Origin of the sequence: Salarchaeum sp. III (genome assembly GCF_036418315.1) — an archaeon.
Taxonomy (GTDB): Archaea; Halobacteriota; Halobacteria; order Halobacteriales; family Halobacteriaceae; genus Salarchaeum.
Genome location: NZ_JAZHPG010000027.1, coordinates 545234 through 557950, shown reverse-complemented (window position 1 = coordinate 557950; position 12717 = coordinate 545234). Strand labels below are relative to the sequence as shown.

Sequence of the window (12717 nt, the reverse complement as noted above, 5' to 3'; positions counted from 1 at the left end):
CTACCTACTAAGATGGGAGCCGGAACCACCGAATCCGAGTACGACCTTATCATCGTCGGCGGCGGTATCAGCGGCGCCGCCCTGCTCTACACCACCGCGAAGTTCACCGACGTGGAGCGCGTCGCCCTCGTGGAGAAGGAGGAGGAGATAGCGGCCATCAACTCCCACCACACGAACAACTCGCAGACGCTCCACTTCGGCGACATCGAGACGAACTACACGCTCGAAAAAGCCGAATCCGTGAAGGAGGGCGCGGAACTCCTCGCGGGCTACCTGGAGAACACAGACCCCGACCGCGAGTTCCACTCGAAGCGCTCGAAGATGGTGCTCGGCGTCGGCGACGAGGAAGTCGAGAGCCTCCGCGCGCGCTACGAGGACGAGGGGTTCGGCGACCTCTACCCGAAACTCCGCCAGATCGGCCGCGAGGAAATCGAGGACCTCGAACCGAAAGTCGTGGAGGGCCGCGACCCCTCGAAGGAACTCCGCGCGCTCCAGACGCCCGACGGCTACGTCGTTGACTACGGCGCGACCGCGAAATCCTTCGTGGACGACGCCCGCGAGGAGGACGGCGTCGACGTGCTCACCGGCACGAAAGTCGAGGACATCCAGCAAGGCCCCGACGGCTTCACCATCGAAACCGCCACGGGGAGCCTACAGGGTGACGTTGCGGTCGTCGCCGCGGGCTCGCACAGCCTCCAAATCGCGAAGGAGATGGGGTACGGGAAGAACATGAGCCTCCTGCCCGTCGCGGGTAGCTTCTTCCTCGCGGACAGCGGCCCCCTGAACGGGAAGGTGTACACGCTCCAGATGAAGAAACTCCCGTTCGCCGCCGTCCACGGCGACGCCGACGTGTACGACGACTCCATCACGCGATTCGGCCCGACCGCGAAACTCGTCCCAACTCTCGAACGCGGCCGATTCAAGACCGTCGGCGACTTCTTCGACGTGTTCGGCCTCAACATCAACAGCTTCCTGAGCTACGGGAACATCCTCGCCGACCGCATCCTCCTCCCCTACGTCCTCAAGAACCTCGTCTACGACGTGCCCAAGGTCGGGAAGCGCTCCTTCCTCCCCGAAGTCCAGAAAGTCGTCCCCACCGCCGAACTGGACGACATCGAGCGCGCAAAGGGGTACGGCGGCGTCCGCCCCCAGATAGTCAACACGGAGAAGAAATCCCTCGACATGGGCGAAGCCAAAATCACGGGCAACGACATCATCTTCAACATCACGCCCTCCCCGGGCGCGTCCACCTGCCTGAAGAACGCCATGCGGGACACCCACCAAGTGATGGACTTCCTCGACGACTACGCGTTCGACGAGGACGCCTTCCGCAGCGAGACCATCGACAACTTCCCGCGCGCCGACTAACCACCCCAGATTTTTCGCGGTTCGCGCGCACACCCGAGAAGCGACGCGAAAACCCGAGAGCCGGATTTGAACCTCAGTCACTCCGCTACGCTCCGTTCCCTGGTTCAGAATCCCACCTGTTGCTCTTCGTCCTCACTTCGTTCGCACAGAAGAGCCAAGGGAGAGATTTGAACTACCGTCGGATACGACCGACTGCGTTCACACTATCCGTTCGCGTTTCGTCTTCACTGCGTTCCGACAGAAACGCCGAGGGAGCGATTTGAACGCTCGAGTCCGTGAGGACAGTAGATTTCGAATCTACCGCCTTGGCCAGGCTAGGCTACCTCGGCTCACCTCCGTCTTGTGGGTTTTCGCGCTTGTAGGTTTCGGTTCGGTGGCATCGGCAGACATATGGACGCGCCGTCGGGGACGTGTTGTATGAACGTCACGCAGGCGAGCGAGGAGTCGTCGGCGGTGCTGGACGCGGTGTCGGAGGCGGTCATCGCGGACCGAGAGGTGCTCGAAACGGTGCTCGTCGGGTTCCTCGCGCGCGGGCACGTGCTCCTGGAGGACGTGCCGGGGACGGGGAAGACGCTCACCGCGCGGAGCGTCACGACCGCGCTCGGCCTCGACTTCTCCCGGATTCAGTTCACGCCCGACCTCCTTCCCGCGGACGTGATGGGGACGCACGTGTTCAACGAGAAGACCCGCGAGTTCGAGTTCCAGGAGGGACCGGTTTTCGGGAACGTCGTGCTCGCGGACGAAATCAACCGCGCGCCACCGAAGACGCAGGCCGCCCTGCTCGAGGCGATGGAGGAAGGCCAGGTGACGGTGGGCGGGGAGACGCACGACCTGCCCGAGCCCTTCTTCGTCATCGCGACCCAGAACCCCGTCGAGCAGGAGGGGACGTTCCCGCTGCCGGAGGCGCAGCTGGACCGGTTCGTGGTGAAGTCGAGCCTCGGGTATCCGGACGACGAGGGCGAAGTCGAACTGCTGCGGCGGCGCGCCGGCCGCGCCGAACAGAGCCCGAGCGTGAACACCGTGCTCGACATCGAGGGCGTGCGGTCGCTCCGGGCCGTGCCGGAGGACGTGCGCGTGAACGACGATGTGCTGGAGTACGTCTCCGCGGTCGCGCGGGCGACGCGGGAGGACCCCCGGGTCGAGGTCGGCGTCAGCCCGCGCGGCACCCAGCGGTTGTTCGAGGTGGCGCGGGCGCGCGCGGCGGTTCGCGGCCGCGAGTTCGTGACGCCGGAGGACGTGAAGCGACTGGCGGACGCGGTGCTCGCGCACCGGCTCGTGCTGACGCCGGACGCGGCGGTGCAGGACGTGTCGAAACGGGACGTGGTCGAGAACGTGCTGGACGGCGTTCCGGTGCCGACGATAGATTAGCGGAGCGCGCCGAACAGCGCGAGCGCGCCCGCCGCAAGCAGGACGACCGCGGCGACCGGACGGCGGTCGGCGCCGACGAGGTAGACGGCGTACCCGGCGGCGACGGCGAGCGCGGCGACCCCGAGCGTGAGCGCGGCGTGCACGAGTTCCGCGTTCCGGGTGCGGGCGTCCGCGCCGACGTGTTCGCCGAGGCCGATACCGTGTTCGCCGAGGTCCCACGCGGCGACGGCGAGCGCGCCCGCAGCGAGCGGAACGAACACCGCGCCGTGGAGCGCTACCGCGGCGAGCAGGGCGGCGAGGAAGACGACCGCGGCGCCGGCGGTGACGAGAAGTCGCGACCCATTGAACGCGCCGTACGTGAAGGCGAGAACGCCGACCGCGGCGATAGCCGCGACGCCGGTCGAGACGCTCGCAACGAGGACTGTCGCGACGGTGAGAGTGACGGTGGCGGCGGTCGCGGTGTGCCGAGGCGGCGCGGGTTCGAACTCCGTCACGCCCGCCACCTCCGTTCCGCGGTCGCCAGCGCGACGGCGAGCGGCGTCCCGGCCTCCCAGTCGAGCACGCGGATGCCGGCGCGTCGCACGTCGCGGACGCGGAGGCGGCGTTCGACCCGTGCGAGCGTCTCCCCGACCGCATCCCCACCGGTCGGGTTGGGGGAGACGACGGTCACGGCGTGGCCGTGCGCGTCGAGTTGCCGGGCGAACGCGGCGACGCCGTCGTCACAGAGCGGCGTGAGGCAGACGACCTGCGCGTCCGACGGGAGGCGGCCGAGGAGCCGCGTCAGGGTGGTTCGGCTGAAGAACGGCGCGTCCGGCGGGGTCGACGCGAACGCGTCGTCCAGCGCGAGCGTTTCGCGGAGTCGCTGGCGGTGGTCGCGGCCCAGTCCGGGGGCGAGCCAGGCGGTTCGCGGGCCGTAGCTCGCGACGCCGACGCGGTCGCCGGCGTCGAGCAGGGCGTTCGCGACCGCGCCCGCCGCGCCGACACTCCGCTCGACCACGGATTCGTCGTCTGTATCGGCGACATACGCCGCTTCGCGGGTGTCGACGACCAGCACGACGGTGCCCGCGCGCTCCTCGCGGAACTCGACGGTGGCGAGGTCGCCCGTGCGCGCGAGCCGCTGCCAGTCGATCCGGGAGAGCGGGTCGCCGCGGCGGTACTCGCGGGTCGCGTGGAACTCGACGCCCGTCCCGCCCTTGTTCGTGGTGAGCCGACCGACCTGCCGGGTCGCTTGCGCGCGCAGCGGGAATCCGTCGAGGTCGTCGAGGGCGGGCATGCAGCGGAGCGCCTCGTCGCCGTCCACGGCGGCCGTCTGCTCAACCTCGGCCGACCCGGGGATGTCACGCGCGACGACAGTGAGGTCGTCGAACGCGTGGTCGCCCCGGCTCGCTTCGACACGGTAGGAGAAACTGGCTTCCTTGCCGGCGCGGAGCGCGGTCGCGAGCCGCGGCGACCCCTCCCTGACTTCGAGGGCGGCGGGCACGCCGTCGACGAGTCGGAGGTCGGGGAGGAACCCGCCGTCGTTGTGGACGGTGACTGTCACCGCGACCTCGTCGCCACGCGCGGGGTCGGTGTCGGATACTTCGCGCTCGACAGAGAGGTCGGGACTCGGCGCAGTGTCGAAGCGCGCGTAGCCCGCGTACGCGCCGCCGACGACGCCGACGAGGAGCGCGCCGGGAGCGGTGAAGAGGAGGGCGGCGGCCGCGGAGACGAACGTGACGGCGGCGATTCCGCGCCAGCGCTCCGTCTCCGTCATGCTTCCTCCGCGATGGCCGCGAGTTCCGCGACGGCGCGGGTCGCCCGGTGGTCAAACGCCGCCGTTCCCCGGAACACGTCACGGAGCTGCAACCGGAGCGGCCTGGGTGGGGTGGTTCGCGCGAAGAACGCGGCGGCGTACGGGTCGTCGGTCCACGTGCCAGCGTCGAGCGCGGACTCGGCGCCGTCCTGCGTGTAGCCGTCGTAGGTCGTGAGCACGCGCACCGCGGTCTCCCGGAGCTCCGCGCGGAGTTCGCGGGCGTCGCGATTCAGTCGGCTGGACGCGGCCTCGCGGATTCGGTCGATGTAGTCGGTGCCCGGCCGGTCGAACGTCACGCGGGACTCGACCTCCGGGAGCGAGGCGGCCTCGCGGGACGCCGCCCGCCGGGTGCTGAGGGCGCGAATGGCGAGCAGGGCCGCGAGGCCGCCGAGCGCGAAGACCGCGGTTCGGTTCGTGCTGAACGCGCCCGCGAACCCGGGGGCGACCACGAGGGTTACGCCGAGCGCCACCGCGGCGACGCCGACGGCGAGCGCCACGCGTCGCGTGTTCATTCGTCGTCACCCCCGTACGCGGCTTCGATGTCGCGGAGCGCGTCGAGCGCACGGCGTTCACGCTCCTCGGTGACGGGTGCGTCGCCGTACCTGACCTCGCGGAACACCTCCGTGAGCGTGTCCACGTGCCGGGAGTCCATGCCGGCGTCCCGGGCGGCGCGCGCGAACTCGGCGGGCGTCGTCGTCTCCGGGGACGCGATGTCGAGCGAATCGGTCATGTCGCGCCACGCGCGGTAGACGGCGTTCTCCACGTCCGCGTCGTCCTCGATGCGGTCCGCGGCGACGCCGGCGGCGGTCGCGACCGCGTCGAGCGACTCCTCGGATTCGGGCTCCCGGAGTTCGTCGCCTTCCTCGTCGTCGCCGCTTCCGCGGACGAAGAGGTAGACGAGCACGGCGAGTGCGACGGCGAGCGCGAGCAGGAGGACCGGCGGCGTGGTGACCGTCTCCACGGGATTGGAGCCGGGCGAGCCGCCACCGACCGGGAGCGACTGGTTCTGGGCCTGTCGAACGGCCTGCTCGACCGGGTTCGGGGTGGCCCCGCATTTCGTGAGGAAGGCGTGCAGGAGGACTGTCGGGAAGAAGAGGACGAGAAGGAGCGAGAGGGCGATAGCCGTGTTCGCGCGCCACCGGACGAAGGCGAAGAGAGAGACGGCGACGAGCGCGGCGAGCGCGAAGAACGTCGGCGTCAGGAGGAACGGGATGCAGGTGGTGAACGCCGACCCGAGCTGGGGCGCGCCCGGAACGGACGGGTTCTGCCCGCGGTCAGCGCTGCTGCCGTCACGGTCGGCGTCGGCCGGCCCGCTCCCGCCGCCGAAGCCGCCGCCGTCTCCGCCACCGCCCGTTGTCGGGTTCGCGAGCGTCGCGGTGGCGAGGCCGAGCGCGACGACGACGAGGAGGGCGACGACGAGCGCGAGCCGATTCCGCTTCACGTCACGGAGTTATCCTATCGTCCCTAAAGTAGTATCGCACGACACGTACCGCCCACGGTCCTAAAAATTTAAATATGAATTAGTCCGATTCTAAATCCGTGAGTTCCCCGCCCGAGGTACCCGCGCCGGTGCCGCCCGACGCGGCCGACGCCTGGTACGCCCCCGACACCTACAGTCAGTACGAACCGACGCCCGGCGTCGTCGTCACCATCACCCGCGACCGCGGGTCGTTCCGCTACGGCGTCCGCGAACCCACTCTCACCACCGCCGAGACCGGCGCTCGCGACCTCGTCCGCGACTACTTCGAACGCGGCCGCCCCAGCCAGCCCCGCACCCGGGAGGGCGCGCGGGAACGCTACGCCGCCGGGTTGGACGAGAAACACCGCCGCGCCGTCGCCCGGCTCGCCGAACACGCCACGTCCGCGGGCGAACGCCGCCTCCGGTACTACGCGCTCCGGGACGTGCGATGCCTCGGCGCGCTCACGCCGCTCGCGCTCGACGACCGCGTCGAGGTCGCGGACGCCGACGGCGACCGACTCGTCGTTCACACGACCGAGTACGCGCCCGCACGCACCGACATTCCCGCCGACGCGGACGCGCTCGACCGCTTCCTCTCCGAGCGCCTCGACGCCTACACCGTCCCGTTCCGCGAGTTCGACGTGCCGGTCGTCGTCTACCGCGAACACGTCCTCGGCACGGACGCCTTCGACGTACGCTACGCCGTCCACGAACCCGACCTCCTCCCCGGCGACCGCGCCCTCCTCGACGACTGCAAAACCCACGTCTGGGACGCCCGCGTCGGCGACCTCGTTGACGACCACGCCGGGTTCGTCGCCGAGCACGCCGACCGCTATCTCACTCGCCGCCTCGCCGCGCGGAACGCCGGCCGCTGGCTCGACACACTCGAACACCGCGCCCGCGACGCCCTCGCCGCCTACGACCTCGCGCTCCCGCCGGTCGACCGGCGGTTCGCCGACGACCGCCTCGACGACCTCCGATACTACGTCCTCCGCGACTTCGTCGGCCACGGCGAACTCACCATCCCCATCCGTGACGACCACCTCGAAGACGTGGAGGCGAACCGCGTCGGCGAGCGCGTCAAGGTCGTCCCGCGGCACTCGCTCTGGAAGGACGGCCGCATCCCGACCAACCTCGTCTTCGACGACGAGCGGTCGTTCGTCGACCTCGTCACCCAGCTCGCCGCGGAGGACGGCGTCGAACTCAACGCGAGCAATCCGAGCGCGAAGGTGAACCTCCGGCCGGACGGCGTCGGCGACGACGTGACCGTCCGGTGCACGGTCGCACTGCCCGCCATCAGCGCGAACGGCCCCCACGTCTCCATCCGGAAACAGGCGCCCGACGCGCTCACGCCCACCGACCTCGTGCGCACGGACTCGATTTCGCCGGAGATGGTGGCGCTGCTCTGGATGGCGTACGAACACCACGGCGTCGTCGTGTTCTCCGGCCCGACCGGCGTCGGGAAGACGACGCTGATGAACGCGCACGCGCCCTTCATCCCGCACCGCGACCGCCCCGTCAGCATCGACGAAGGGAGTCGCGAAGTGAGCCTCCCGCACGAGACTGGCGTCTCCCTCACCACGCGCGACCACGAGAACCCCCACAAGCGCGTGACGATGGCCGACCTGATGACCGAGTCCAACTACCTCAATCCCGACGTGGAAATCATCGCGGAAATAAATACACCGGAAAGCTTCGAGACGTTCGCGGACGTGCTGAACACGGGCCACGGCGTCATCGGGACGACGCACGCCGCCGACGCCGACCGCCTCGTGAATCGCGTCGTCGAGCAGGGACTCCCCGCGTACCTCCTGCGCGAGCTCGACCTCGTCGTCTTCCCGCGGCACGTCGACGGCGAGCGGTACGTCGGCGAGATACTGGAACTCGTGGATGCGGCGGCGTACGACCGCCTCCCCCCGGACGCCCGCGGGCGCATCGAGAAGGACGGCACGACGATTCACTACCACCGAGTCGCGGGCCGCCGCGAGGGCGTGTTCACGTTCGCGGAGACGGGCAGGGTCGCCTTCTTCGACCGACTCGCGGCGCACACGGACCGCCCGCGCGAGACCGTCGTCAGTGAGTTCGAGCGGAAACGACGGTACGTCGAGTACTTCGTTCGTGACGGCCTCACGGACCGCGGCGACCTGTTCGCGTTCCTCGCGGACCTGCGGACGGACGAGGCGGCGACCGTGGAGCGCGCCGCGGAGGACGCGTGAGCGGCGTCCTCGACCGCGCGCTCTACGCCCTCTTCGGCGGGCACGCCGACCGCCGACGGCACGCGACCGACCGTCGGCGCTACCGCGGCACCACCGCTTCGGAGGGGTTCGACGTGTACCTCGCGCGGCTCTACGGCGCGTCCTGGCTCGCGTTCGCGCTAGTCGCTCTCCTCGCCGGCGTGCTCGCGTGGGCCACGCCGCTCGCCGCCACCGCCGCGGGTGTTGTCGGCGTGCTCGACCCGTTCGTGACGGCCGCGCTCGTCGGCGCGCTCGCGGGCTTCGCGGCGAAACGCGGCGTGCTGTTCGCGGGTAGCCTCCACCTGCGGTGGGTGTTGCACGCGCGCCGCGCGGACATCGACCGCACGCTCCCGAGCGCCGTGCGCTACCTGCGCGTGCTCGCGTCCGCCGGCTCCGGCGAGCGCGCGCTGTTCGACGCCGTCGCCGCCCGGGAGCGCGCGTACGGAGAGACCGCCGTGGCGTTCGGCACGGTTCGGAACAAGGCCGCGCTCTCGGGAAGCCTCGGGCAGGCGCTCCGCGTGGTCGCGCGCGACACGCCGTCCCGGGACGCGCTCGCGCCCTTCCTCCTGAAGTTCCGCGAGCACGCCGCGACCGGGCCGGACGCCGTCGAACAGTTCCTCCGCCTCGAAGCCCGGATGCTCGCGAACCGGCAGGCGCGCGCCCGCACCGAGGCGGAGGGCTTCCTCGAACTGCTCGCGGAACTGTTCGTCGTCCTGCTCGTGATGCCCGCGCTCGTCGTCGTCTCCGTCACCGTGATGAGTGTGCTCGCACCGGGACTCGGGGCACCCGTCGCGGTCGCCGGGCACGTGACGACGCCGCGGACGCTCCTCGTCGCCGGCTGCGGCGTGTTCGTGCTCGGCATCGGCGCGATAGCCGCCGTGCTCGTCGGCGTGTTCCGGCCGAGCGGGTTCGGCGACCACTGGACGCGCTCGCGCGGCCTCGGCGTCCTCGCGAACGCGCCCCGGAATCCCGCTGACGCCCTGCTCGTCCTCGCGCCGCTCGCGCCCGCGCTCGCGCTCGGCCTCGCCGCGCTCGGCGTGGGCGGCTGGGACGCGCTGATACTCGCGTACGCGGGCGTCGCCGTTCCAGTCGGTGTCGTGGCGGCGCGGCGCGCGCGAGCGGACGACGCGAAGGACAGGGAGTTGAAGGACGCCGTGCACGCTATCGCCGGCCACGTCAGCCTCGGCGTGCCGTTCGCGGACGCGGTCGGCCGTGTCGTCGCCGATGGTTCGCTGAGCGCGCTCCGCGCCGACACCGCGGACCTCGCGCGGCGTCTCGACCTCCCGCGTCCGGGCGTCGACCGACGGACTGCGGCGCTGTCCGCGTACGCGGAGCGCGTCGGCACGCCGCTCGCCGACCAGGCGATCGGCCTCGTCGCGGGCGCGCTCACCGCGGGCAGCGACATCGAGACCGCGTTCGACGCGCTTCAGGCGGAAGTCGGACGGCTCTACCACGAGAAGAAAGCGCTGCGCTCCGAACTCGCGGTGTACGTCGCCGTCGGCTGGACGACCGCGCTCCTCGTGGTGGGTATCGTCGTCGCCATCAACGCGTACGTCCTCGACAGCTTCGCGCAGCTCTCCACGGTTTCGACCGCGACCACGGGCCTCTCGCTCGCGCCAGACGCCGTCGACCCCGCGCGGGACCGCCACCACTTCTACCTCGTGACGCAGGCGACAATGCTGTCGTGCGGGTGGTTCGCCGGGATGGCCAGTCGGGGTCGGTACGCCGCGCTCCTCCACTCCGGCCTGCTCGCGCTCGCTGCGTTCTGCGCGTTCCGCCTCGGGGGGTTCGCGTGAACCGTCGCGCGCAGTCGAACGTCGTCGGCGTCGCCATCCTCCTCGGCCTGACGGTGCTCGCGCTCGGCGCGGTGACGGCGAGCGTCGGCAGCCTCGTCGACACGAACGCGGCCGCGGCGGACGCGAACCGGGTCGCATCGGACCTCGCGACGACCGTGCAGCCCGTTCGCACCACGGGCGTCCGCGTCGGAACGCTCGCGTTCACGGACGGCCACCTCGACACCGTCGAGCGCTCGATACGCGTGCTGGACGGCTCGGAGGTCGTGCTGGAACGCCCGGCGAACGCGCTCGTCTTCGAAGCGGGCGCGTACACCGCGACGACGCTCGGCGGCGCGGTCACGCTCGGCCGGAACGAGGGCGGGCGGTTCGTCCGCGAGCCACCGATAACCGCCGACGAATCGGTGCTCGTCGTCGGCCTACCCGTCATCGACGGCACGGTCGTCGCGGCCGGCGAGAACAAACGCGTGCGGCTCCGGACGCGCGTCACCCACACCAAACGCGACCTCGGCACCGGAACGTTCGGCGTCGCGGTCGAGACGACGCGACCGGGACCCTGGAAGCGGTTCTTCGCGGCCGCGAACGCAACGGTCTCGGCGCGCGACTTCGACGGGGACGGCGTGGCGAGCGTGGTCGCGCGGTTCCCGGGGGAGCGCGCGGGCTACGTCGTCGTCCACCGCGTGGAGGTGTCGCGGCGTGGATGACCGCGGCGTCGCGCCGGTCGTCGGGAAGGCGATGGAAGCCGGTATCGTCCTGCTGTACGTCGGCGTCGTCACGGCGGCAATGTACGGCTCGGTCGTCCCCGACTATCGGACTGCCGCCGGGGACGCCGTCGCGGAGCGCGCGCTGGTCAGTGCGGCCGAGGACATCGAGGCCGCGATACCGGCCGATGTGCGGGAAGCAACCGTCCGCGCGGACGTGACGCTCCCCGAGACGGTTCGCGGCCGGACGTACACGATTCGCGTCGAGAACGAGACGCTGGTCCTCGACCATCCCGACCCCGAGGTGAGTGCGCGGGTGCGGCTGTCGCTCCCCGCGTCCGTGACCGTGGTGTCCGGGAACTGGTCGAGTTCGACACCGGCAGTCGTCGTAGTCGAGCACGACGCCGGCGAGACGGCGGTTCGCTTGGAGGCGCGATGAGGGCGCAGTTGAACCTCCCGGCGCTCGGCATCGCGCTACTGCTCGTCACCGCGGCGACGGGCGTAAGCCTCGGCGTGGCGAGCGGCGCGTTCGACGCGGCGGAGCGCGACCCGATAGCCGACCACGCAGCGACCGCGCTCGCGGACCGCCTCGTCGCGGCGGACGGCCCGCTCGCCGTCCGCGGAAACGTCCTCGATGCCGCCGCAATCACGGGGTTCGACGCCAAGGAACTGAGGTCGCTGATCGGCGAGCGCGAGGCCGCCGTTCGGCTGGACGGCAGCGTGGTCGCGCGGACGGGCGAGCTATCGGACCCGCGGACGGTGCGGCGGCTCGTGCTCGTCGCGACGGTCGAGAACCGAACGCTCACGCCCGCAGTCGAGCGCGGCGCGGCGGTGACGCTCCCGCGGCGCACCTCGTCGGTCGTCGTGACCGTCGACCCGCCTGCGGGAACCGTGGTGCGGGCGGTTCGACTGAACGGTCGGACCGTCCTCCTGAACGAGGCGGGTCTCCGAGGACGGTTCGTCCTCGACGCCTCTCGCTTTCGCACCACCGTTCTGGCGTTCGACGCGACCGACCGGCTGCCGGCGGGGAGCGTCACCATCGAGTACGCGGCCGAGCGGACGGAGAAGGGCGTGCTCGGGGTGAGCGTTAATGCGTAGGGCGCAGCTCTCGCTCTCCGCGGTGGAGGCGGGCGTCGGCGTCCTGCTGGTGTTCGCGGTGACGACGGGGTTCGTGCTCGGGACGCCCGCGCCGGTCGGGGACGCCCAGCTCGACACGTACGCGACCGACCTCGGCACGGTGTTAGCGAACGACGCGCCCCGACACGGCGACGCGACGCGGTTGACGGAGGTGACGCGCTCCGCGTCCGGGTTCGACCGCGAGGCGAACGCGCTCGAAGCCCGAATCGCCCGCGTCCTGCCGGAGAACCTCATGTACCGGGTGGAGACGGCGCACGGAACTCTCGGGTATCCGCGGCCGGACGGCGTGGCGTACGGGACGGCGCGGCACGCAACGCCGTACGGCGCGGTGACTATCTGGGTGTGGTACGCGTGAACCGCCGCGGCCAGCTCGTCTTAGTCGCGGCCGCGGTGGTCGCGCTCGCGCTCGTCCCTGTCGTTGCGGCCTACCTCCAGCTCGGGTACGCGCCGGGGTCGGGCACGACCGTGGAACCGCGACCCGGCGCGGACGCAGCGCGGTTGCTGTCGCGGGCGGTGGCACGCGCGCCCGTCGTCGCCGACCACGACTGGGCGGACCGAGCGGAGGGGATCGCGGGCGTTCGGGACGCGCTCGCGCCGCGATTGGAGGCGCTACGGACCGCGCGGCTAGCTGGTGGGACGGCGACCGTCGTCTCGTACGCGCCGGACGTGGCGGACTCGTGGGCGGCGTCGCGGTGTCCGGCCGGGCCGAACCGCCAGTTCGGCGCGTGCCGTGCGAGCGATGGAATCGTCGTACAGGAGCGCGACGGCCACACGCACCTCGTCGCGGTCGCGTTCGCGGTGCGCGTCGTGTCCGAATCGCGGACGGCGACCGTCACGGTCGTGGCTGAACGCTGACGCGTCAGTA

Annotated in this window: 13 protein-coding genes and 1 tRNA gene; 9 read left to right on the top strand and 5 right to left on the bottom strand. The window is 71.1% G+C overall.

What is annotated here, in order from left to right; genetic code table 11:
• Positions 1 to 12 precede the first annotated feature (12 nt).
• Positions 13 to 1368 carry an FAD-dependent oxidoreductase gene (locus tag U3A55_RS13700; protein WP_330992059.1) on the top strand — a complete coding sequence of 452 codons (1356 nt, stop codon included), beginning with the start codon at positions 13 to 15 and terminating at the stop codon, positions 1366 to 1368.
• A 244-nt stretch (positions 1369 to 1612) separates the two neighbouring features.
• On the opposite strand, the gene U3A55_RS13695 is transcribed toward U3A55_RS13700, so the two are convergent.
• A tRNA-Ser gene (locus tag U3A55_RS13695) sits at positions 1613 to 1697 on the bottom strand.
• Between the two features lie 88 nt (positions 1698 to 1785).
• Between U3A55_RS13695 and U3A55_RS13690 the strand changes: the two genes are divergently transcribed.
• A complete protein-coding gene (locus tag U3A55_RS13690) occupies positions 1786 to 2736 on the top strand; it encodes an AAA family ATPase (protein ID WP_330992058.1) in 951 nt (316 codons plus the stop codon).
• Here the strand turns inward: U3A55_RS13690 and U3A55_RS13685 are convergent.
• From U3A55_RS13685 to U3A55_RS13670, 4 genes are read right to left on the bottom strand one after another with little or no spacing between them, the layout of a single operon-like run.
• Positions 2733 to 3230 carry a DUF7519 family protein gene (locus U3A55_RS13685; RefSeq protein ID WP_330992057.1) on the bottom strand — a complete coding sequence of 166 codons (498 nt, stop codon included), beginning with the start codon at positions 3228 to 3230 and terminating at the stop codon, positions 2733 to 2735. The genes U3A55_RS13690 and U3A55_RS13685 overlap by 4 nt on opposite strands.
• On the bottom strand, positions 3227 to 4489 hold the full coding sequence (locus U3A55_RS13680; protein ID WP_330992056.1) for a DUF58 domain-containing protein: 1263 nt from the start codon (positions 4487 to 4489) through the stop codon (positions 3227 to 3229). Before U3A55_RS13680 ends, U3A55_RS13685 begins: the two co-directional genes overlap by 4 nt.
• Positions 4486 to 5040: a DUF7269 family protein gene (locus U3A55_RS13675; RefSeq protein ID WP_330992055.1), complete on the bottom strand. Its 555-nt coding sequence runs from the start codon at positions 5038 to 5040 to the stop codon at positions 4486 to 4488. The genes U3A55_RS13680 and U3A55_RS13675 overlap by 4 nt, the downstream gene beginning before the upstream one ends.
• Positions 5037 to 5969 carry a DUF4129 domain-containing protein gene (locus U3A55_RS13670; protein ID WP_330992054.1) on the bottom strand — a complete coding sequence of 311 codons (933 nt, stop codon included), beginning with the start codon at positions 5967 to 5969 and terminating at the stop codon, positions 5037 to 5039. The genes U3A55_RS13675 and U3A55_RS13670 overlap by 4 nt, the downstream gene beginning before the upstream one ends.
• Before the next feature lie 98 nt (positions 5970 to 6067).
• Here U3A55_RS13670 and U3A55_RS13665 point away from each other — a divergent pair, with 98 nt between their 5' ends.
• From U3A55_RS13665 to U3A55_RS13635, 7 genes are read left to right on the top strand one after another with little or no spacing between them, the layout of a single operon-like run.
• Positions 6068 to 8203: a type II/IV secretion system ATPase subunit gene (locus U3A55_RS13665; RefSeq protein ID WP_330992053.1), complete on the top strand. Its 2136-nt coding sequence runs from the start codon at positions 6068 to 6070 to the stop codon at positions 8201 to 8203.
• Positions 8200 to 10017 carry a type II secretion system F family protein gene (locus U3A55_RS13660; RefSeq protein ID WP_330992052.1) on the top strand — a complete coding sequence of 606 codons (1818 nt, stop codon included), beginning with the start codon at positions 8200 to 8202 and terminating at the stop codon, positions 10015 to 10017. Before U3A55_RS13665 ends, U3A55_RS13660 begins: the two co-directional genes overlap by 4 nt.
• Entirely contained in the window at positions 10014 to 10718 is a 705-nt protein-coding gene (locus U3A55_RS13655; protein ID WP_330992051.1) for a DUF7289 family protein, read from the top strand. Before U3A55_RS13660 ends, U3A55_RS13655 begins: the two co-directional genes overlap by 4 nt.
• The gene (locus tag U3A55_RS13650) at positions 10711 to 11154 is read left to right on the top strand and encodes a DUF7266 family protein (protein WP_330992050.1); all 444 of its coding nucleotides are present in this window, start codon (positions 10711 to 10713) and stop codon (positions 11152 to 11154) included. Before U3A55_RS13655 ends, U3A55_RS13650 begins: the two co-directional genes overlap by 8 nt.
• The gene (locus tag U3A55_RS13645; protein WP_330992049.1) at positions 11151 to 11813 is read left to right on the top strand and encodes a DUF7263 family protein; all 663 of its coding nucleotides are present in this window, start codon (positions 11151 to 11153) and stop codon (positions 11811 to 11813) included. The genes U3A55_RS13650 and U3A55_RS13645 overlap by 4 nt, the downstream gene beginning before the upstream one ends.
• On the top strand, positions 11806 to 12207 hold the full coding sequence (locus U3A55_RS13640) for a DUF7262 family protein (protein ID WP_330992048.1): 402 nt from the start codon (positions 11806 to 11808) through the stop codon (positions 12205 to 12207). Before U3A55_RS13645 ends, U3A55_RS13640 begins: the two co-directional genes overlap by 8 nt.
• A complete protein-coding gene (locus U3A55_RS13635; protein ID WP_330992047.1) occupies positions 12195 to 12707 on the top strand; it encodes a DUF7261 family protein in 513 nt (170 codons plus the stop codon). Before U3A55_RS13640 ends, U3A55_RS13635 begins: the two co-directional genes overlap by 13 nt.
• The last annotated feature ends 10 nt before the right edge of the window (positions 12708 to 12717 follow it).